This is a genomic window from Sphingobacterium thermophilum, assembly GCF_039541675.1.
Classification (GTDB): Bacteria; Bacteroidota; Bacteroidia; order Sphingobacteriales; family Sphingobacteriaceae; genus Sphingobacterium; species Sphingobacterium thermophilum.
The window spans coordinates 1-21,556 of sequence record NZ_BAABGR010000010.1; the positions used below are offsets into that span (position 1 = coordinate 1).

At 42.0% G+C, this 21,556-nt stretch carries 15 protein-coding genes; 6 read left to right on the forward strand and 9 right to left on the reverse strand.

Annotated elements, in window-relative coordinates; all coding sequences use genetic code 11:
* Positions 1–133: 133 nt before the first annotated feature.
* Positions 134–1,345 carry a porin gene (locus tag ABD873_RS05155; RefSeq protein ID WP_345065566.1) on the reverse strand — a complete coding sequence of 404 codons (1,212 nt, stop codon included), beginning with the start codon at positions 1,343–1,345 and terminating at the stop codon, positions 134–136.
* 119 nt (positions 1,346–1,464) lie between these two features.
* Positions 1,465–1,692, reverse strand: a complete 228-nt coding sequence (locus ABD873_RS05160) for a hypothetical protein (RefSeq protein WP_039053755.1) — start codon at positions 1,690–1,692, stop codon at positions 1,465–1,467.
* Between the two features lie 530 nt (positions 1,693–2,222).
* Between ABD873_RS05160 and ABD873_RS05165 the strand changes: the two genes are divergently transcribed.
* The 5 genes from ABD873_RS05165 (at position 2,223) to ABD873_RS05185 (ending at position 8,295) form a co-directional block, all read left to right on the forward strand.
* A complete protein-coding gene (locus ABD873_RS05165) occupies positions 2,223–2,942 on the forward strand; it encodes a GNAT family N-acetyltransferase (protein WP_345065569.1) in 720 nt (239 codons plus the stop codon).
* A gap of 51 nt (positions 2,943–2,993) precedes the next feature.
* A complete protein-coding gene (gene argG / locus ABD873_RS05170; protein WP_039053756.1) occupies positions 2,994–4,181 on the forward strand; it encodes an argininosuccinate synthase in 1,188 nt (395 codons plus the stop codon).
* 97 nt (positions 4,182–4,278) lie between these two features.
* Complete coding sequence (argC, locus tag ABD873_RS05175; protein WP_345065573.1) at positions 4,279–5,298, forward strand: N-acetyl-gamma-glutamyl-phosphate reductase; 1,020 nt, start codon at positions 4,279–4,281, stop codon at positions 5,296–5,298.
* Between the two features lie 139 nt (positions 5,299–5,437).
* Complete coding sequence (locus ABD873_RS05180) at positions 5,438–6,688, forward strand: DUF3472 domain-containing protein (RefSeq protein ID WP_345065576.1); 1,251 nt, start codon at positions 5,438–5,440, stop codon at positions 6,686–6,688.
* An 83-nt stretch (positions 6,689–6,771) separates the two neighbouring features.
* Entirely contained in the window at positions 6,772–8,295 is a 1,524-nt protein-coding gene (locus ABD873_RS05185) for a SulP family inorganic anion transporter (RefSeq protein ID WP_345065578.1), read from the forward strand.
* Here ABD873_RS05185 and ABD873_RS05190 read toward each other — a convergent pair whose 3' ends face one another.
* Entirely contained in the window at positions 8,296–8,670 is a 375-nt protein-coding gene (locus ABD873_RS05190; protein WP_345065581.1) for a hypothetical protein, read from the reverse strand. It lies immediately after the preceding gene.
* A gap of 149 nt (positions 8,671–8,819) precedes the next feature.
* Between ABD873_RS05190 and ABD873_RS05195 the strand changes: the two genes are divergently transcribed.
* Positions 8,820–9,608, forward strand: a complete 789-nt coding sequence (locus tag ABD873_RS05195) for an SDR family oxidoreductase (protein WP_345065584.1) — start codon at positions 8,820–8,822, stop codon at positions 9,606–9,608.
* A gap of 46 nt (positions 9,609–9,654) precedes the next feature.
* On the opposite strand, the gene ABD873_RS05200 is transcribed toward ABD873_RS05195, so the two are convergent.
* From ABD873_RS05200 to ABD873_RS05225, 6 genes are all read right to left on the reverse strand, one after another.
* Entirely contained in the window at positions 9,655–11,073 is a 1,419-nt protein-coding gene (locus ABD873_RS05200; RefSeq protein ID WP_345065586.1) for a SusD/RagB family nutrient-binding outer membrane lipoprotein, read from the reverse strand.
* A gap of 11 nt (positions 11,074–11,084) precedes the next feature.
* Positions 11,085–14,240 carry a SusC/RagA family TonB-linked outer membrane protein gene (locus ABD873_RS05205; RefSeq protein WP_345065589.1) on the reverse strand — a complete coding sequence of 1,052 codons (3,156 nt, stop codon included), beginning with the start codon at positions 14,238–14,240 and terminating at the stop codon, positions 11,085–11,087.
* A 127-nt stretch (positions 14,241–14,367) separates the two neighbouring features.
* Entirely contained in the window at positions 14,368–15,810 is a 1,443-nt protein-coding gene (locus ABD873_RS05210; protein ID WP_231561054.1) for a RagB/SusD family nutrient uptake outer membrane protein, read from the reverse strand.
* A 90-nt stretch (positions 15,811–15,900) separates the two neighbouring features.
* Positions 15,901–19,134, reverse strand: coding sequence for a SusC/RagA family TonB-linked outer membrane protein (locus ABD873_RS05215; RefSeq protein WP_345065594.1), 3,234 nt, complete (start codon positions 19,132–19,134; stop codon positions 15,901–15,903).
* A 46-nt stretch (positions 19,135–19,180) separates the two neighbouring features.
* Positions 19,181–20,233 carry a dipeptide epimerase gene (locus tag ABD873_RS05220; RefSeq protein WP_345065597.1) on the reverse strand — a complete coding sequence of 351 codons (1,053 nt, stop codon included), beginning with the start codon at positions 20,231–20,233 and terminating at the stop codon, positions 19,181–19,183.
* Positions 20,234–20,254: 21 nt separating this feature from the next.
* Positions 20,255–21,469 carry a C40 family peptidase gene (locus tag ABD873_RS05225; protein WP_345065600.1) on the reverse strand — a complete coding sequence of 405 codons (1,215 nt, stop codon included), beginning with the start codon at positions 21,467–21,469 and terminating at the stop codon, positions 20,255–20,257.
* Positions 21,470–21,556 lie beyond the last annotated feature (87 nt).

Genomic DNA, 21,556 nt, shown 5'->3' on the forward strand with positions numbered 1-21,556 from the left:
ATAGTGGTTACTAGACGTAACTTAAAATTGAAATTATACTTCTGTTTTTTACTCATAAAAATGCCCCAAATAAGTGTCTAACTTTTTGGGGCATGTCTATTTTCCAAGGCTCTTATAATTATTTTAACGATAGTTATATTCCTAATTCCACTTGGAAAATGGCTCCCCAGGCGTTTTTGTTGTGCCTGTTGGAGTAGATACCATTCTTTACGGTGTAGCTGCCATTGAGCTGGAACTTCAGACGGTGAGCTTTGAGGTATTTGGTCAATCCCAGCTCCAATACTTCGGTCTGAGCTTCAAAGCGCGTAATCTGTTCGTGTGGCTTGAGGATGGTATAGCGGGCAGCAACTTCGTATCCTTTGTTTAGCAGATAAGAGGTTTGCTGATTAATACCCCAACCTTTATAAGCATAGGTTTCTTCGGTAGGTTCTTCTTTAAGGAAATTTATTGGGTTATCTACATCTCGGCGCATGTATTCCACCTGATAGGCGAAGCCATTATATTTAAAGATAGCATCTGCAAATCCGGTCTTCAAGGTAAAAGGATGGACCACATATTTTCCCAGCTGTCCTCCTTCTCGCGTCGTACGGTCATTGTAACTATATCCTCCCCCGATAGAAAGTTTGGGCTTATGCTCTCTTTCTAAATCACCTTCCGAATAGTCGCCGGAATTTTTAAAGTCTCCCAAAGGCAAAAGTTCCACACGTCCGGTGTAGGCCAGTCCGTCATCAGTAGAGAGGGCGGGTCTTCCTTCTCCTGTGGAGATGACAAATTTGGCATTGACAGGCACTTGTCCTATTTTTTTGCTGAGGTGTAGCCCCACACCGAAGTCGCGGTCTACGGTGAAGTTGCTATTCACCAGAGATCTATCAGCAAATTGAAGCTGTCCAGAGGAGTTTACACGCTGGCGGTTCCCCGGCAGTTTATTTTGACCAAAAGAGATATAGAAGTCGTCGGAGAAATTGTAGAACATTACGGCGTCACGAATGATATTGGGAACGCCGGAGTCATCGAAATCCTGGTCACCACGGCTGAATGCCAGCTGTACTGAATAGGAAATTTTGGGTGTGTAAATGTATCCGTCCAAGCGCATGCGCAAACGACGGATGCGGGCGTCGAACTTACCATTGTCTTCACCGTCCAGCACATTACTGAAACCTAGGCGGTTCTGCATACGAAAACGGAAGTTTGTATAAAATAAAGAATCTTTTGAAGTATATTGTATTCCCTTGAAGTTGAGGATAGTGGCCCTGTCATCGCGTTCTTGAGCAGCAGCTTGTTGTGTGGCTATGCCCACAAGGGAGACCAGAGCCAAGGTAGATGTTAATTTTCTAAAATGAATCATGCTGATTTTTCAAAAAGTCACCGAAATAATTTGATTCGTAACAGCAAATATAGCGGAAGACTTTGGAAAAAGTTAGGAAATCCCTTCCATCCAAAATAGATAAGAGAAAAAAGATGCTGTTATTTTAAACTTTTTTCTTCTTCACGGGCATCAATCTGATGTTGCTTGTAGTTTTCGATGGCATTTTTGCTTGCCTTCTGCGAGACGTAAATGGCAAGGATGGCGATCAGTGTCACCACAGCAAGTCCCCAAGCATATTTACGTTTGTCCTGCTTCACCAGCCAGTACATAAAAATGATATAGGGAACAGCGAAAATAATGTAGAAAATAATGCTTGGACCTACCATGACTTTTATTGTGTTATTTTGCTACAAAATTACTTATTTTCATCCACAAACAAAATGAAGTTTGTGTACTACATGTTCAGCTAGGTGAAAAAGTAAAATAGTTGTTGTAATTTTAAACATTTCAATGTTTTGGGAGTCTTACTGATAGACTGTGGACAGGTGATAGAGTTGATTGAAATTTTTTTGAAAAAAACTGCATTCTCATTGCAGAAACAAAAAAATAATTTTATACTTTTGCGCTGTCAGATTTAAAGAAAGAGAACACGGTTCAATGTATTGCAATAAAATAAATATGGTAACCAGAAAACAGGTTTTCAATAAGCTTGTAGCTATGGTTATTGCACATTGCAGTAGATCGAATTGCCCCATTCTTCGATTTCGACGACCTATTCTGCCACGAGCTTGATTCAAAGAGGCAGAGCACTCCATTACTTTAAAATTCGTATAGCTCTACGAGTTTTCAAATCCATTAGTAGTTTGTTGTTGTATGTTGCACGCAAGTGCGTTAATTATTAGGTCGACATCTCAAGATGACAATTTCAGATTTTTTAATTATCCCTGCTACAGCTGAACATGTAATACATGCTGAAGCAATTTGTAAGGAAATGTTTGAGTCTGCTAAGGCTCGTGGAACAGGTATTGCTAGACGTAAGCCTGAGTATGTAGCAAAGAAAATGGAAGAGGGGAAAGCGGTAATCGCTCTACATAAGGATGGCCGTTGGGCAGGTTTTTGTTACATCGAGACATGGTCTCATGGTGAATATGTTGCTAATTCGGGACTTATTGTCAATCCTGAGTTTCGTAAGGTAGGCCTTGCAAAAGCCATCAAAAAGCGTATCTTCGAGCTTTCACGTGAAAAGTATCCTAAAGCCAAGATTTTCGGGCTTACGACAGGTTTGGCTGTGATGAAGATAAATTCGGAGTTGGGGTATGAACCGGTAACTTACTCGGAGTTGACCCAGGATGAGGAATTCTGGAAAGGCTGTCAAAGCTGTATCAACTACGACATATTGATGAGTAAGGACCGTAAGAACTGTATGTGTACGGCTATGCTTTGGGATCCGGAAGAGAAGGCTAAGGAGTTGCAGGAAAAAGCAAAACGTAAGGCAGAAGCCAAAGAACGTCTGGAACGTATAGCGAAAAAACAATCTCTGCTAAAGCGTATTGAAGCGAAACTTTGGAAATCTACAAGAAAGATATTGGCTGTCGTATTCCCTGAAAGGATAAACACAGCAAAAAATTATAATTAATACATTTGTGATACGTTAAAAGAAAAACGTTACTCTCTAAAAGTTATTAGAATGAAAAAAGTAGTTTTAGCATTTAGTGGTGGTTTAGATACATCGTTTTGTTGTGTTTATCTATCAAAAGATTTAGGGTTAGAGGTACACTCCGTAGTGGTAAATACGGGCGGTTTCTCTGAAGAAGAGTTAAAAAATATTGAATCCCGTGCTTATGAGTTGGGAGTTAAGTCCCATACCACAATCGACGAAACGGAAAACTACTACCGCGAAACTATTAAATATTTAATTTTCGGTAATGTACTGAAAAATGCTACCTATCCACTGTCAGTATCGGCAGAGCGTGTCTGTCAAGCTACAGCCATCGCCAACTATGCTAAAAAGATTGGTGCTGAGTGTGTGGCACACGGCTCTACAGGAGCTGGAAACGACCAAGTGCGTTTCGACATGATTTTCAATACCCTTATTCCGGGAGTAGAGATTATCACACCTATCCGTGATCTGAAATTGTCGCGTGAAGCAGAAATTGAATACCTCGCAAAACATGGATTTGTATACAGTGCTGAGAAGGCTAAATATTCTATCAATAAAGGGTTGTGGGGGACATCTGTAGGTGGTGCCGAAACATTGACTTCCAACCAATACCTACCTGAGTCGGCATGGCCTACACCGTTGACCGCTACCGAGCCTCAGACTATCACTATTGACTTCGAAAAAGGAGAGCCTGTGGCGTTAAATGGTGAGAAGATCGGTCCGGTGAAGGTTATCCAAAAATTACAAGAAATTGCTCAGCCTTACGGCATAGGACGTGACATCCACGTAGGTGATACTATCATAGGTATCAAGGGTCGTGTAGGTTTCGAGGCTGCTGGACCTCTCATCCTGATCAAGGCACACCACACCTTGGAAAAACATACCCTAACAAAATGGCAGCTGTCGTGGAAAGATCAGATTTCGGCATTCTATGGCAACTGGATGCATGAAGGACAGATGCACGATCCGGTGATGCGCGATATCGAAGCATTTTTGACTTCATCTCAAAATACCGTAACAGGACGTGTAATTGTCGAATTACACCCTTACCGTTTTATCGTGGTGGGTATAGAGTCAGAGCATGACTTAATGAATACGAAGTTTGGTAGTTACGGCGAAATGAATGAAGGATACACCGGAGAAGATGTTAAAGGATTCTCGAAAATTTTCGGAAACCAAACCATCATCTGGCACAAGGTGAACAACAAAGGCTAAAGCTATAGTCCATTATATTTCCATTCACGTCATTTTGAGCGTAACAAGTTTTGCTTTTACTCTCGAAATGACGTTTTTTGTATAAACCTTAAATACTATGAGCAAAATAAGAGTAGGAATTATCGGCTCGGCAGGATACACCGGCGGTGAGCTGCTTAGAGTCTTAATATATCATCCAGAAGTAGAGATCGTATTTGCCAATTCGGCGTCGAATGCCGGCAATAAGTTGTACGCTGTCCATAACGATCTGTTCGGCGATACGGAGCTTGAATTTTCTTCGGATTTCCATTCGGATATAGATGTGTTATTTTTATGTGTAGGACATGGGGATGCACGCAAGTTTTTGGAAGCCAACCCTATAGATTCTGCGGTGAAGATTATCGACCTTTCTCAGGACTATAGACTTCGTGCCAATACAGCTTATCAAGGCAAACAATTTGTTTATGGCTTGCCGGAGCTAAATCGTGAATCCATCAAAACTGCACATTATATAGCGAATCCGGGATGTTTTGCAACCAACATACAGTTGGCTTTGTTGCCGCTGGCAGCAAAGGGGCTCTTGCCTGACCAGATTCATGTGAATGCCACTACGGGATCTACAGGGGCAGGACAGAAACCTTCGGCAACCTCACATTTTTCGTGGAGAAACAACAACTTGTCGGCTTACAAATCTTTTACCCATCAGCATCTGCAGGAAATATCGGAATCTTTGGATCAGCTGCAAACAGGGTTTTTGCCAACATCGGAGAAATCATTGCTGGAAAGGGCTGCCGAGAAGATCAATTTTGTGCCACAGAGAGGGGACTTCACTAGAGGTATTTTCTCTGCTATCTATGTAGATTGCAACCTTTCAGAGGAAGAAGCTTATGCTCTATACGAAGAATATTATGCTTCCCATCCGTTTACGCATGTTTCCAAGGCCAACATCGACTTGAAGCAGGTGGTCAATACCAACAAGAGCATTATTCACTTGGAGAAACATGGAAACAAGCTGTTAATCCTTAACGCCACGGACAACCTCTTGAAGGGAGCATCAGGTCAAGCCGTACAGAATATGAACTTGATGTTTGGCTTGGATGAACGTACGGGACTGAATTTGAAATCGGTAGGATTTTAATAGTATTAGGTAAGAAAAGCTACGGCCAGTCTAAAGACTGGCTTTTTTTATGAAAATTGAGCAAACGATTGCTTTGGATTATAGGTTTTTATCCTTCTCATTTTGTTCTATCTTTAAAATCAAAGAATTATCCTATATTATGAAAAGAATCGTTTTTATATTGAGTTTGATGATTGGCTGTGTAAGCTATCTGTTGGCGGAGACGTCGTATGATATTCCTTTGGCAGGAAATGCCTATGAGATAGGAGGCAAAGGAAGGCGTTCGGCAGTAAGCAACCAAGGAGCGTGGATATCCTCATCGAATCCTAATAAGGTACGTGTGTATTTTAAGCTTTTCGGAAATGGCAATATTCAGGTGAAAATGAAAGGAGAAGCCCGAGAAAAGGCTGAATTGCAGGTCACTTTTGCAGGGAAAACTAAGAAGATAAGTTTTTCGGAAGTAGAAAAGGAAGTTTCGCTAGGAAGCTATGTCGTGAAGCATGCCGGACATCAATATGTTGAACTTTCCGCGATTTCGGGTGTGGTGCTGATTACTAATCTTCTTGTTGAAGGAGAAGCGACGGAGCAGGGTATGCTGTATGTAAACAGTTCCGACTACTATTATTGGGGCAGAAGAGGTCCTTCTTGTCATCTAGCCTTTAGTGTGCCTACGCAGGAGCCTGTTACTTATTACTACAATGAGGTGTTGGTGCCAAAAGGACAGGATGTGCGGGGTTCGTATTTTATGGCTATAGGATTCGGAGAAGGTTATTTCGGCATACAAGTGAACTCTGAAACTGAAAGAAGAATATTATTCTCGGTATGGAGTCCTTATCAGACCGACGATCCGAAGAGTATTCCGCAAGATCAGCGTATTGTGCTAAACAAGAAAGGAGAGGATGTTTATACGGGCGAGTTCGGCAACGAGGGGTCAGGAGGACAAAGTTATTTGCGTTATAACTGGAAGAGCGAGGTCACATATAAGTTTTTGCTACAAGGGAAGCCCGATGGTTCCGGCAATACGGATTATACGGCGTGGTTTTTCGATCCGGAGATTAGTAGCTGGAGGTTAATAGCATCCTTCAAGCGTCCAAAGACGGATACCTATCTTAGAGGGTTTCACAGCTTTTTGGAGAACTTTGACCCCAACCAAGGTTATCTTACAAGACAGGTATTTTTCAAAAACCAATGGGTGTATGACGGCAGTTGGAAAAAGGTGGAGGCTGCGAAACTTACGGTAGATGCCACTTACAGGGCTAAGCAGCGTGAGGATGCTACAGGAGGAGTAGGTAAAGAAGGATTCTTCCTGAAGATGGGAGGGTTTTTCGACGAAATAGAGATGCCGAATACGGTATTTAAGCTTGAAAATAAATCCACGGCGCCTACTATAGATTTCAATAGACTTCCATAATTTGAGAGACAAACAAAATCCGAAATTAGCATTAAAGATTTTGTAATTTTGTAAGCCATCATTATCGATGGCTTACATTTTTTATGACTTTCGAAACACTTAACCTTTCCAAGATAAATTTCAAGAATGAAATTTTAGCCGGACTCACTGTTTCCATGACCATGATTCCGGAGTCTTTATCTTTCGCAATAGTGGCAGGTTTGACGCCGCTGATGGGGTTGTATGCCGCTTTCTTGATGGGAATAGTGACGGCATTGTTGGGAGGACGTCCAGGTATGGTGTCTGGAGGTGCCGGAGCAACGATAGTGGTGCTTATAGCACTGATAGCTACCCATGGTGTGGAATACCTGTTGGCTACCGTTATCCTAGCAGGTGTTATACAAATTCTGGTGGGTGTTTTTAAGCTTGGCAAATTTGTCCGGTTAATACCCCAGCCGGTGATGTATGGCTTCCTCAACGGACTTGCCATTGTCATTTTTATGGCACAATTGAAACAGTTTAAGATTGTGGAGCAGGGTGGAGTAGAGTCTTGGATGTCGGGGCACAGCTTATACGTCATGGGAGGGCTTACGCTCCTGACGATAGGCATCGTACTGCTGTTTCCCAAGCTGACGAAGGCTATACCGGCCTCTTTGGTGGCTATCATTACGGTCACTTGTCTGGTTTACTTTTGGGGTATAGAGACTAAGAAGGTGGTGGATATAGCGTCGGTAAGTGGCAGCCTTCCCTCTTTTCATATTCCTTCGGTACCATTGACTTGGCAAACGTTGAACATTATCTTCCCTTACTCCCTTATCATGGCCGGTGTAGGGTTGGTGGAGTCCCTTTTGACATTAAGCATGGTTGATGAGATAACCAATACGAAGGGTAGTTCTAATAGAGAGGCTATGGCTCAGGGTACAGCCAATATTGTGAATGGCTTTTTCGGAGGTATGGGAGGGTGTGCTATGGTGGCGCAAACTTTGGTAAATCTGGATGCAGGAGCACGTACACGCATGGCAGCGACGGTAGGAGCTTTAGGAATCTTGGCTGTAATCTTGATAGGTGGACCGGTGATAGAGCAGATACCGATGGCTGCTTTGGTAGGAGTAATGATGATGGTAGCCACCACTACTTTCCAGTGGGCTTCTTTCCGCATTATCAACAAGATGCCTTTGTCGGACGTTATTGTGGTGATTGTGGTAGCTTTGATTACCGTGGTGTGGCACAATCTTGCCTTAGCGGTGCTGGTAGGTGTTATTATGTCTGCCTTGGTATTTGCTTGGGACAATGCCAAGAGGATTCGTGCTCGTAAACATCTGGATGTTCAAGGCCATAAGATTTATGAAATCTATGGACCACTATTTTTTGGTTCTGTGACGGCATTTATGGAAAAATTTGATGTGGTCAATGACCCCGATGTCGTTATCGTAGACTTTAAAGAGTCACGTGTAGTGGATATGTCGGCCATAGATACGCTGCATAAATTGACAGAGAAGTATGCCAAGGCCAACAAAAAAGTAATTTTGCGCCATCTCAGTAGAGATAGTGTCCGTCTTTTGGAAAATGCTCAGGGAATTATCGAAGTCAATATAGAAGAAGATCCTACTTATAAGGTAATGCCTTGATTAATATACGCGAGGACTTTCTAGTAGGTCCGTCACATATCCTAGAATAACTTTTTCGTCCTCCTCATCTTCCAGCATGGAGAAGGTAAGGTATGCAGCATAAATTTCACTACTGAATTGTATATGTTTTTCTCTGATGATATCATCTACCACCTTTTCGCTTACATCGATACCTATATGTCTTAATTCGTTATGCAGATTGGTAGAGATGGTTTCGTGGCTCTCTCCAGAGGCAAAACCTACTATTATGTGAAGAATTAGGGTGTCATATATTTTAGAATCCGAAAAATAAGGTAGATATTTTTCGTAGTCGAATTTGGTCTTGGCACTGTTGACGATTTTGTCCCAGATAAGGAATTCTGTTTTTGTTTGCATAGCCTTTTTGGTTTATAAATGGTTATAATGTATTAGTTCGGCTAAATAAATATAAGAAAATAATTTTTAAAATGAAATACTTACCGCTATAATTGCTTGTGAGACAAAAGGTATTGTGGTAACTTAGTTGAAGCTTAAATGATAAATATATGAAGATACAACTTGTTGGAAAGAAGGCTTTGATAGGTGGCAGCACTTCGGGTATTGGAAAGGCTATAGCTCTACAGCTGGCAGCTTGTGGGGTGGAAGTGACTATTGTAGGACGGAATAAGGAGAAGCTGGAGGATACTCTAGGCCTGTTGGATACATCGAAAAGTCAACGTCATCAATATATTATGACAGATTATATGGATTTGGAACGCTATAAAAAAGATATTTCCCTTTATTTTGAGCGTAATGCAGTAGATATTTTGGTGAATAATACGCAGGGGCCACAGCCGGGAGGTGTCTTGGAAAAGTCTTTGTATGATTATCAGCAGGCCTTCGATTTATTGTTTCAGAATGCTGTCTTTACGACCGAATGTGCTTTGAAAGCTATGCGTAAGCAGGGATTCGGACGTATTATAAACGTTTCTTCGATGACGGTGAAGGAGCCACAAGATACGTTGGTACTTTCCAATACTATGCGTACTGCTTTGGTGTCTTGGGCTAAATCTCTAGCTAATGAGCTAGCAAAGGAAGGCATTACCGTCAATTCGGTGATGACAGGATATTTTGAGACAGAAAGACTGACAACTTTGATGAATAAACAGGCAGAACAAGAGGGTAAAAGTTTTGAAGAGATAAGGAAAGGACGTATAGCGTCCGTACCGGTCAAAAGGTTGGGATTGCCGGAAGAATACGGCTATCTGGTAGCTTTTTTGGCTTCGGAATATGCTTCTTACCTTACGGGTGCAGCAATTCCTTTAGATGGAGGTATTGCCCGAACGATATTTTAATAGAAAAGGCTCCTTTAGGAGCCTTTTCTATTTTTGCTTATATGATTTACTGATCCCACCGCAATTTGGTGTCCAAAGATACTTCTGCCGGAACGTTAGCTCCGTTTTCTGCTCTTTCGCTTGAAGGATAGGCCAATCTACGGATAAATGTTGGCAGCTTAGCATTTACAGGCATGTTGAAGTCTTTGATTTGATAGTCAAATCGGCGGAGGTCATTCCACGCTTCAGGATTCAAATAGGTAATGATATATTTTTCTCTGAAAATATCGTCCAAAGTAAGGTTGTCTTCTCCTACAGCAACGATAGGTTTTGTTAGATAGTCGTCCAGTTCGGCTTGTTCTACGCCCAGCTTATTGAAGTGAGCTTTGATACCTTCCAGGTAGGCTTGGTAAGCACGTCCTCTGTTATTTGCACGTAGAGCTGCTTCAGCTTCTATCATTTTTACTTCTGCGTAAGAGACTATTGTTACCGGCGCATCATCTTTTGTCAGTGGCGACTTGCGGCTGATATAGCATTCGTCTTTCAAGGAGTTGGAGCCTACGTTACCTTGGCCATTGACAGTACCGATATAAATGTTTCCTACTATAGATTTTTCGGTAATAAATTTGATGCGAGGATCCTCAAAGCCAAACTTGATGCCGTTCAGATGGTTGATAAAATTGGCTGAAAGCCATCCATCAAGGAGAAGGTTCTCGTTGTTTCGTGCAACCTGAGCCCAAGGGTTGATACCATTGAACACTTTCATGCCCGCGTCATCGCTATTGGACTGATAAGATTTGTCTATGGCACTCAATACGGCAGTAGGGTTGTAGGTTGACTTTTTGCTGATCTTATTTAGCAGGCGGGCTTGCAAGGCATATCCAGTCTTTATCCATTGTTGGATATTATTGCCATGTATCAGGTCGGCATTCTGCCCTAAACTTACGGAAGATGATTTTTCCAAGTTTGCCAATCCTTCAGTGATGAGTGAAGCTTGCGCGTTATAAAGGTCTTCTTCACTATCGAATTTAGGTTGGAAGGTGTTAGCCTTCATGAATGCTTCTGAATATGGTGCGGAGCCCCAAGCGTCAGCAACCAATCCTAGCTGGTAAGCCATCAGTAGCTGACCTATGCCGAGGTGATGGTAGGCATTTTCTGCTGTTGCTTTATCTATGAGGTCCTGCACATCTGATAGGGCGTAGTACAGTGCGTCCCATGTCGATGAGTTGTTAGTAGGTTCATAGTTGTCCGTAGCACTGCCGGGAGTTGGGCTTGCCGTATATTGACAGTAGTTGGAGATAATATAAGAAAGGTTAAAGCTGTTCATGGCAGCCTTATGGGTTGCCGTTGTCAGCATGCCATTGAGGTTAGGATTTGAGACGAGGGTAGGATTGTCCTGCAGGTCGAAATAGTCGCTACAGCTTGTGTTCAAGCTTATTACAGCGAGAGATATATAGAGAATATTTTTAAATTTTAACGTTTTCATGGTATAAGATATTAGAAGCCAACATTGATGTTAAATAAGAAACTTCTCACGGCAGGATATGTCATTCCTGCGAAAGCCTCTATGTTAGTGCCACTGTTTGTGGTGGTACTTTCAGGGTCCAATCCTGAATATTTAGTCCAGAGGGCTAAGTTGTTGCCTGTTATGCCTATAGAAGCATTTTTGATAATTTTTCCTCCGCCCAGCCAAGCCTTAGGAAGATTGTAGTTAATAGATACCGAACGTAATCTTACCCAAGAGGCATCTTCCACAAAATTTTCTGAGGAACCGCGGTAATAGTCTCTATAATACCCGTTGCCATAGTTGATATTGTGTATAGGGTCTCTTCCTTGTCCCAACCATACTTCTTTCGTATTTGGCGTGCCGTCTTCTAAAAGTCCCTCGAAAACGCGATAGTCGTTTCTATCTAATGTGTATTTAGGGTAAGCAAATGATGCTAGGTGATTGTCCAGTTTATTGTATCTGTCCTGACCTATACGGGCGTCGATAAGCATGTTTACCGAAAGGTTCTTATAGGTGAATGTATTGTTCCATCCAGCAATCCAGTCGGGCTGTACGTTACCCAATTTTTTTTTGTTGCTGGCGTTGTCCAATACAGGGAATCCATTTGCACCGATCAACAGGGGACGGTTAGGGTCGATTTCTGTTGTTTTGTCCAATCCTTGGGCAATCTCTTCCGGTGTGTAGTAGCGTTTCCATGCTCTTCCGTATAGCACCCCGTACGATTCGCCTGGAATAAGTTTCATCTGTACGTTGCTGCTTAGGTAACCGCTCTCTTCCGCTACCAAGATTTCATCAAGACCATCAGCTAGCGAAAGCACTTTGTTTCTATTTAGCGAGAAATTGAAAGTGGTATTCCAGTTGAAGGCCGATTTTTTAATAGGTGTAGCATCTATAGCGAGTTCTAATCCTCTGTTGCGGATATCACCTGCATTGATAGCTGCATTGACATATCCAGTGGAAGAAGACACCGGAGTTTTTAAGATTTGATCCTTACTGATAGACTGGTATACTGTCAGATCTACGCCCAAGCGACTTTTAAAGAATTTTAATTCTACTCCTGTTTCGAAAGTCTGGGTAAATTCAGGTTTTAGATCCGGAGAGCCCAACAAGCTGGATCTGGTGAATCCTGTATAACCTGAAGGAAGGTTAGAATAGATGGACCATCCAGCACTTGTAGAGTATGCCAAGGCATCTTTACCTATTGTGGCGAAAGAAGCTCTTAGCTTACCGTAGTTTAATGCTCCATCGGTATCCATGTGCTCGCTGAAAATCCAAGATCCCGTGAAAGAAGAATAGAAGAAGGAGTTGTTTGGTTCCCTGAGCGAAGAGGTGATATCATTTCTTCCGGTGATGTTGAGATATAAGAAGTTTTTATAGTTGAATGCCAACTCGCCGAAGAAGCCCATCAGCCTGTATTTTTCACCGCCGGACCAAGCGTTGACAATTTTTGCGTTGCTGAGGTTGAACCAGTTATAGATGGTCAGGTCACCACCTTCGGTATTTTCGTTGGTAATATAGCGGTCATAGAGGTCGTGTCCTAGACGTAATGTTGTAGTCAGATCTTCGGAGAATTGTTTGGTGAAGTTGGCCACGAAGGTGCTATTTATGGTGCGGAATTTCGTGTCGTAGATACCGACGATACCTCTTCCGGGAGCGGCGGAGATGCCGTTATTACTCAATTCGTACTCTCCAGGAAGTCCCTGCATGCCTGGTGCTGTCATCCTGCGGTTGTCACGGTAGGCGTCAAGGCCGAAGCGATAATTGAGGTCCAACCATGAAAAAGGCTTGTAGGAGGTGTTGAAAGCTCCCACGACGCGCAGCACATCGTCTTTGAATCTATTGCTCAAAGATTGGGCGATAGGGTTCACGTTGTCGTTGGAATATCCCCCTGGTGTGCCGTCCGGTTTGAAGATATCCTTACGTATATCGTGGCGATGCGACCAGTACACCAGCTGTTCCATGTAGCGGGCAGCTCTTCCGCGTAATCCTCCGGAGTTATTCACGGAGATGCTAGTTCCGAAGTTTAGTTTGTCACTAGCCTTAAAGTTGGTGTTGATTCTTCCGGATAAGTTTTGGAAGTCCGTTCCCGGCATGATTCCTTGTGAGTTCAGTTTGGCAAGGGAAGCTAAGAAGTTGTATTTCTCTGTACCTCCAGAGAAATTGAGACTATTTTTGAACTGATTACCGGTGTCGAAGGCAGCTTTAAAATGGTTGGTGAGTTTGTCTGGATGTGTAGGGTCAATTTTTTTTGCTTCTTCGACGGTAGGACCGAAGGCTGGCCAAAATGATTCCGGATCGTACACATATTCCCACCCTTGGGTGTAGACATCCTGAAGTTCTGGGAACTTGTTAGCATTTTCAAATCCTGCCAAACCGGAATAGTTGATTTTCAGTTGTCCAGCTTTTCCGGATTTGGTGGTGATGACTACCACACCGTTGGATCCGCGCAGACCGTAAAGTGCCGTAGCGGCTCCTCCTTTGAGGATGTTGATGGATTCTATATCGTCTGGATTGATGTCTATAGCGCGGTTGCTTATTCCTCTTTCTGTTGCTCTGTTTCCTGTGGTGGATGTAGAGTTGTCCATCAGTACCCCATCAATGACAAAGAGAGGGCTATTGTCTCGCGAATAGTCTATGGAGTTGATGCCTCGAATTTGGATGCTGGCACCTTGTCCTGGCGCGCCTCCTGTACTGGTGATGGTTACCCCGGCGACCTTGCCTTGAAGGGCATTCACCACATTGTTCTGTTTGTTGGCTGTCAAGGTTTCGGCACTGACCTTTTGGGCGGCATAACCCAGTGATCGTTCAGAACGCTGGATACCTAATGCCGTAACTACTACTTCTTCGATAGCCTCTTCGGAAGATTCCATTACTACTGCCAGACTTTTACGCCCGCCAATAGGGACTTCCTGTGTTTTGAAACCTACGGAGCTGATGATAAGTACTGCATTCTGATTGGCGTTGATGCTAAATAGCCCGTTTGCGTTGGTAGTCGCAGAAACGGTTGTGCCTTTGACATTTACCGTTACACCCGCGATAGGATTTCCGTTGCTGTCCGTAATTTTTCCTGCGATAGGAATCTGTTGTGCATTGAGCACTTGTAGGCATGCCATAGCACAAGAGATGGTAAGTAGAATTTTTTTCATGTTTTAGGTTTTAGTTAGTAGTAAGTGAATGCTTAAATATATAAAATATTATTGAATAGGAATAAGAAGATGAAATCGAGTTGGGAGGGAAGGGAAACAAAAAAAGGCTCCGAAAGGAGCCTTTTTGTTAGTTTCTGTAACCAGGGTTTTGCTGATCGTAGATTGCGCTATTAGCGTTAATCTCTGCTAGAGGAATAGGGAGGATTGTTTTATAAAAACTCCTATCTATAGAAGTACCTCTATGGATAGTAGAGATTGCGCCTAAAGCATCGTCAAAGTTAATGGTATAGTTCCATCTCATCATATCAAAGAAGCGATGGCCTTCTCCAATAAGCTCTTTTGAACGTTCGTCTGCAATCATCTGTAAGTTGATCGTTGCAGTAGTTGCAGGATCAAGATTTGGAGAGCGTTTACGAATTTGATTCAAATAATTTACTGCTTTTGTTAAGTCAGGAGCACTTTTACGTAAGGCTGCTTCAGCGGCAATTAGATAGATTTCCGAAAGTCTAATTACCTTAATATTTACTGCTGTTGAACTTTCTTTTCCATCGCCTTGTAAGGTTACACTTCCGGAGTATTTGTAAAGAGCACCTAGTCGTGGATTTGCTGTGGTTGAAAGTTCATCGGTAGACATAATTCCCTTTCTTATATCATCTGGATCTTCATCCAATCTATTGAGGAAAGGGGTGCTCGCTGTAAAATATCCTGCAGCTATGGTTGTGTTTGGATGTCCTCTTCTACGGGTATAAGCACCTAGCGAAGAGTTTCCTAAGTCACCTTCGTTTGGCAATATGGCTAATTCGAAAATAGACTCGGTTCCGAATTGTTTAGTCCATGATTCAACCCAACCGGTAGTTCCTGAATTATCGTATAATTTGTATTGTGTAAATCCTATCACTTCTTCTGCCGCGGCCAATGCATTATTAAAGTCTTCCATGTATAGATATACTCTTGCTTGGATGGCTTTGTTAGCGTAATAGTTCAGGAATCCATTTGTATTAGCTAACGTCGTAGCATTGGTCGGTTTTGTGATGAGAGGTTCAGCATCTTTTAAATCTTTTAGGATTTGTGTATATACCTCTTCCACGCTGTTACGTGTTGGTTTTGCTTGGATGTCTAACGGTTCCAAAGTAATAGGTACTCCATACGAGTTTTTGTCGTAATTGTATGGTTTACCATATAATCTTACAAGATCGAAATATATAAGGGCGCGTGCTGTTAATATTTGACCTATTATAGAATCGAAATTTTCTGTGTTGCCTTCTGCTCTTGATTTCTCAATTTGTGCTAATAAGTCATTGATGATGGCGATACAGTTATAGCCTTGGGACCATATAGAAGAGTAGTTGTTTGAAGACTCACTATGGTTAAACACATAGAGGTAGTCATATCCTCTACCTTGGGATACAATGGTGTAATCTCCACCTTTTGCATCAGCATACAATGGGAAGTTACGACCATAATAGTTACCACTAGCCATTTTACTCATCAAGCCACGCACAATCACTGTGGCGTCAGCGACTGTCTTTACAGTTTGCTGCGATGCATCAGCAGAGTTTGTTGGTTTCATGTCTAAGAATTTGCTACAAGAAGCAAATAGTAGACCCACAAAAACACATGACGCTATTATTTTATTTTTCATTTTTTTCTGAGTTAAAGGTTAAAAACTGAAGTCTAGACCAAAAGTGTATGTTTTAGTGATTGGAGTTTCCCATCCACGAGAACTATATTGATTCACTTCTGGGTCTGCATTTTTGTATTTGCTAAATGTCAATAAATTAGTTCCATTAAAGAATATTCTGGCGTTGCTAATCTTTGCAGAACTTAAAATTCGCTGAGGAATAGTATATGAGAGTGAAATATTCTTCAATCTCAAGAATTTAGCGTCATACAAATGTCTGCTACTGATTTGGTTGACATCTTCAAGATCTCGACCGGTAACTACAGGGTAATAACCTCCAACGCCTTCTCTCCAAGTATTTTGAACGAAATCTTTCGAGTGAATACGCTCCCAATAATAACCGTCGTCAGCTACGTCTTTATTTGCCGCATCATACAATTTACCGCCTATTCTATATACAAAATTTAATCCTAAGGAGAAATTTTTGTATTCAACATTGGAGTTGATACCTCCGCTAAACGAGGCTATACCGTCACCAATGATGGTACTTTTGGCTTTGGTATAGTCGTAAGTGGCAGCTTTACCATTGAAAAGGAAATCTCCATTTGGATTATCCGGATCATTCATATACCATACGTTTTTACCATTTGTTTGGTCTGTGCCTGCCCATTCCAAACCGTAAAATGCTAGTGTAGATTCTCCTTCTCTATAAATGAAGCGTGTTCTAGAATCTCCACCTGTAGGGTCATACCATATTATATCTTCACCATCATTAAGCTTAATTATATCTTCACCATCATTAAGCTTAATCACTTTTGATGCTAAAGTAGCGGCATTGATACTAAGTGTCCATTTGAAATCGTTTTTCTGGATGATATCGGAACCCAATAAGATTTCAACTCCTTTGTTATTGATTTGTCCCACATTTCTCAAAGAAGAACTAAATCCTGTGACCATTGATTGAGGTACATTTTGGAGAAGGTCTTTAGAGTCTCTATTGTAATATTCGACTGTACCAAAAATTTTGTTTCTAAATAAGCCGAACTCTAAAGCTACGTTTGTGTTATAGTTGGTTTCCCATGTCAAATCAGGGTTAGGGGAGTTACCTAATGCACCTCCTGGTTGTGACATATACTTATTTCCGTAAGTAATCAGAGCTCTCCAAGCGTAATTGTCGGAAGGTAAAGTACCGTTTACACCATAAGAAGCTCTAATTCTTAAGTTGTTGATTTCAGGTGTGTTGGCAAGGAAATTTTCTTTTGCAAGGTTCCACGATCCTGCGATAGACCAGAAATTACCCCATCTATTGTCTGGACTTAATTTTGAAGAGCCGTCAGTTCTTAATGATGCAGAAACAAAGTATTTTTCATTAAAATTATATTCTGCTCTGGATAGGACGGATACTATGGAGTTACCCCAAGCGTAAGCTTGTGCGTCTAATGTACCTGCTGTTGCAACGGTTGGTAATCCGGAGTTAGGGATGTTTTTACCCGTTGTACGCATGTAATCCGTTGTATTTTTTTCTGCTTCAAAACCGGCAAGCAAGCTTAAGTTGTGCAGGCCAAAAGATTTACTATAATTAGCCGTAGTTGAAGAGACTATCTTTTTAAAGTCTGTGTTCATTTCGTGGACTATACCCTTATCGGTTTCACCTGTATAATGGTTAGGGCTGTAGTACAGATGGTCTCTTGCAATAGACTGATCGTAAGAGAATATGGTTCTCACATTCAGCTCTGGAAGAAGCTTTATTGTAAATGAAGGACTAGCGGAGATACGTTTTGTTCCTGTATTGTTTTCCCATTCGTTATTGTAATATAATTGGTTTTGGGCATAACTATTATATCTTGTTTTCCAGATTTCTCCGGTCTTATAGTCCGTAGGCCAATAGAAGGCCCATAATAGGTTTCTGGATTGGAACAAATAGTTTGTACTGGTATTTCTAGTATCGTTGATACCATTCAACTCAGTACTGGCTAGTGACAGGTTGATTCCGAAATCCAGAAATTTGTTAAGACTCTGAGTAAGGTTAACTCTTCCGTTAATCCTTTCGTAGTCGTTTATAATGATACGACTTTTATCACTTGTGTAACCTAATGAGGTATAATAATTAGTTTTGTCGTTGGCACCACTGAGCGAAAGGTCATATACATTGTATTTACCCGATCTGAATAGCACATCATCCCAGTCAAAGTATTTTCCATCCCTATTTTCCACACCGTCGGTTTTACCTTTGATGTGTACATGTTCGAACATGCTGATTCCGTCTGTAGAGAATTCATAACCATGCATTCCGAAACCATATGATGTTGTCGGAGTGCCATAAGAACCCCCTGGTGTCCAGTTTCGGGAATTTAAACGCATTAAAGTTTGTTCGTTGGCCTGTTCGGGCGTACGTCCGGCAGCAATTCGCGAATCGTAAAGTATGCTGTAGAGCATATTTATCTGGTCTTGAATATCTGCTTTTTCGTAGTTGTCGGTAGCCCAATCTGGACTTATTGCTAATGAAGATTTAAAGTTAACTTTAGGAGCTCCTGTTTTGCCCTTTTTAGTAGTGATTACTACCACCCCGTTGGCAGCACGAGAACCGTATAATGAAGAAGCAGCCGCATCCTTTAAGATTGTTATGGATTCAATGTCGTTAGGGTTAATGGTATTCATCACGTTGTTGGTGTTGTACGTATAGGACGACATTTGAGAAATTTGTCCTGACACGATAGGCACACCATCAATAACATATAACGGTTCGTTGGATGCGTTCATAGATCCTAAACCTCTGATACGGATGGCTGTGGAAGAGCCCGCTTGACCAGAAGTAGAGTTTACCTGCACTCCAGGAACTCTTCCTGTTAACGCATCCTGAAAGGATGTTACAGGAACATCTTTTGCTTCTTTGGCGTAATTTATGTTGGCAGCTGAACCAGTATAGGTACTCTTTTTAGCCGTACCGTAAGCTACCACGATAACTTCATCAATTTGTTGGTCTGTAGCGTTCAAGGTGATGCTAATGGTTTTACGTCCACCTACAGGAACTTCCTGTGTTTCATATCCTACAGAAGATATCACCAAGGTAGCGTCTTGGTTAGCATTGATGGAGAAGAGACCGTTTTGATTTGTTGTTACGGCTACGTTAGTGCCTTTGACGCTAACCGTAACACCGGAAATAGGTGCTCCATTTTGGTCTGTAATCTTTCCCGCTATAGGGATTTGCTGTGCGTAGGTCACTTGCAGACCACAGGCCACAGCACAGAGTGTGGTTAGTAGATAGTGTTTCATAGGGGGTATGGTTAATGTTGTTAGTTTTTAGTTTAATGCTTTAATATTACGAATTATTTTTAACTATTCCAATGCCGGGTCTTTGTGGCAGTATGCAACGTCCGTCTTCTACGGTCATACCCGAATAGATGTCGTTAGCGATGAGCAGAGCTCCGTCCAGATCTGCCCAATCTACCAGAGGAGCCAGCTGAGCTGCTGCCGAAATAGCGCAGGAGGTTTCGGTCATACAGCCGAGCATGACCTTCATATCTAAGGCGCGTGCCAGTTCGGCCATCTGTTTGGCTTCTCTCATTCCTGTACATTTCATGAGCTTGATGTTGATTCCCGAGTATATATCTTTCAGTTTAGGGACATCTACCAAGCGTTGGCATCCTTCGTCAGCAATAGTAGGGATAGGGGAGCGCTCGGTCAACCAAGCGATATCGTCGATCATCTCCTTCGGCATGGGCTGCTCTAGAAATACTACATTTCTTTCGTGCAGCCAATGTGCCATTTCCAAGGCTTCTTCTTTATTTTTCCATCCTTGGTTGACGTCGGCACATAGAGGGACATCTGTCACCGATCGTATTGTGTCGATAATCATTTTGTCGGTGTCTAGACCTAATTTTACCTTTAAGATTTTGAACTGTCCCGCCTCAGCCACTTTTTTGCGAATCATATCTTCTGTATCGATTCCTATGGTGTAGGAAGTCGGGGGGATGAGGTCAGGGTTTAGCCCCCAAATTTTGTAGAAAGGCTGATTCATGATTTTTCCGAGCAAATCATGAAGGGCAATATCTATTGCTGCCTTTGCTGCGGTATTTTTTTCTGCTATATGGTCGATGTATTGGAGAATTTCTTCTGTCTGGAAAGGAGACTCAAAAGCGGAGAGGTCCACTTTTCTCAAGAAGGAAGTAACACTTTCTTGAGATTCCCCTAGGTAAGGAGGCATGCTGGCTTCGCCGTAACCTACTATGCCATCATATTCTAATTCCGTCAACACTACGGGAGTGGTTGTTCTGCTGAATGAAGCTACCGTAAATACATGGCGCATTTCAAGCGTATAAGGTTTGAAACGTAAGGTGAAATGCCCCATTTTTTTTGTTTCCCAATTGCTCATCTTAATATATTTTACAAATTCTTATTTATATGCTTTATTCTCTTGAATTGGTTGGATTTGTGGATCCGATATGCCGATGTAGCGGCGTGCTGCTACGACGGTTCGTGTCTGGAAGTCGTCGTAGTTTGGGGCGTCTTTCAACATGGAGTTGATGCGAACTCTTCCTGCCGAGTGGATAAATTCACCGTTGCCGATATATAGGGCTACGTGCGTGACACGTGGGTTCGGAGTTTTGTTTTTGCTGCTGGAGAAGAACAATAAGTCTGCGGGTTTAAGGTTTTTCAATGCTATTTCCGGATCGAAATCGCCGTTTTCATTTAGGATTTCAACTTTTTCTCCTGCCAATACCTGCTGTGAAGCATCGCGAGGGATGACATACCCGTTCATGTAGAAGGCTGTTTTTGTGAAGCCGCTGCAGTCCACTCCTTTTACGGAAGTACCACCCCACAGATATGGTAGACCTAACATAGACTTGGCGCTGTTAATTACGTTTTCTGCTGTAAGTTTTCGAGAAGCTATCCATTTGTCGAAGGTTAGTGCTTCCTGTTTGAGTATGTATGCCTTTCTTCCGTCAGGATATTGCACATGGTAGAATTTTTTATCTTCTTTCAATAGAGCTAGAATATTTCCATACACTAGGTCTGAAACGCGCAGGCTTTTTGTATTAGGTTCCGAGTATGATTTGCCAAATTCATTGGTATAGATGACTTTTGGAGCAGCTTTCCATGTTTGCAGTTCGGCAGCATTCATAGGTGCTACAGAGGAGGTAGGAACCCAGGCGATGTATCCTTCCGGTGTGCGGACACGGTATTCACCTTTGGCTTGCTGGAGGATATCTAATTTTGTGCCCAACAGCACTTGTGTAGCCATCTCTTCGTCGTGTCCCGGTTTAGTACGTAGGTTGGCCACGGAAAGGATGACAACGCCGTATTGTTTCTGCTCCACGGAGCTGTCCGGCAGTAGCCTATATTGGATGTTGTAATTTTTTAATTCATTTTGAAGGAAAGATATGGCTTCATTTTCCGTTGTTTGGATGACATATCTGTTGTTTGCCACATCAGCCAGTGCCAGCTCCAGCAGTTTTGTTCGCTTGTCGGGAGCAAACTTAGGTTTTGCAGTGTCGATGGTTTTTACAATGTTTTTGTAGATGGTGGAATCAACTTGAGCATTTGCAATTTTAATGCTTCCCCAGAATAATGCTAATGGTAAACAGAAATAAGAAAAGTTAAGTTTCATTGCTAAATGTTTGTTTGTATAAAATAACGTAAAAAAATGCAAATAGTGGCAATAATACTTAGGAATTGTTGAATGTTTTAGCGTTTT

Coding starts and splice junctions, on each gene's coding strand:
- ABD873_RS05195 (WP_345065584.1), top strand. CDS start 8,820: ATGAAGATACAACTTGTTGGAAAGAAGGCTTTGATAGGTGGCAGCACT.
- ABD873_RS05200 (WP_345065586.1), bottom strand. CDS start 11,073: ATGAAAACGTTAAAATTTAAAAATATTCTCTATATATCTCTCGCTGTA.
- ABD873_RS05210 (WP_231561054.1), bottom strand. CDS start 15,810: ATGAAACCAACAAACTCTGCTGATGCATCGCAGCAAACTGTAAAGACA.
- ABD873_RS05185 (WP_345065578.1), top strand. CDS start 6,772: ATGACTTTCGAAACACTTAACCTTTCCAAGATAAATTTCAAGAATGAA.
- ABD873_RS05180 (WP_345065576.1), top strand. CDS start 5,438: ATGAAAAGAATCGTTTTTATATTGAGTTTGATGATTGGCTGTGTAAGC.
- ABD873_RS05155 (WP_345065566.1), bottom strand. CDS start 1,345: ATGATTCATTTTAGAAAATTAACATCTACCTTGGCTCTGGTCTCCCTT.
- argC (WP_345065573.1), top strand. CDS start 4,279: ATGAGCAAAATAAGAGTAGGAATTATCGGCTCGGCAGGATACACCGGC.
- ABD873_RS05215 (WP_345065594.1), bottom strand. CDS start 19,134: ATGAAACACTATCTACTAACCACACTCTGTGCTGTGGCCTGTGGTCTG.
- argG (WP_039053756.1), top strand. CDS start 2,994: ATGAAAAAAGTAGTTTTAGCATTTAGTGGTGGTTTAGATACATCGTTT.
- ABD873_RS05220 (WP_345065597.1), bottom strand. CDS start 20,233: ATGAGCAATTGGGAAACAAAAAAAATGGGGCATTTCACCTTACGTTTC.
- ABD873_RS05225 (WP_345065600.1), bottom strand. CDS start 21,469: ATGAAACTTAACTTTTCTTATTTCTGTTTACCATTAGCATTATTCTGG.
- ABD873_RS05205 (WP_345065589.1), bottom strand. CDS start 14,240: ATGAAAAAAATTCTACTTACCATCTCTTGTGCTATGGCATGCCTACAA.
- ABD873_RS05160 (WP_039053755.1), bottom strand. CDS start 1,692: ATGGTAGGTCCAAGCATTATTTTCTACATTATTTTCGCTGTTCCCTAT.
- ABD873_RS05190 (WP_345065581.1), bottom strand. CDS start 8,670: ATGCAAACAAAAACAGAATTCCTTATCTGGGACAAAATCGTCAACAGT.
- ABD873_RS05165 (WP_345065569.1), top strand. CDS start 2,223: ATGACAATTTCAGATTTTTTAATTATCCCTGCTACAGCTGAACATGTA.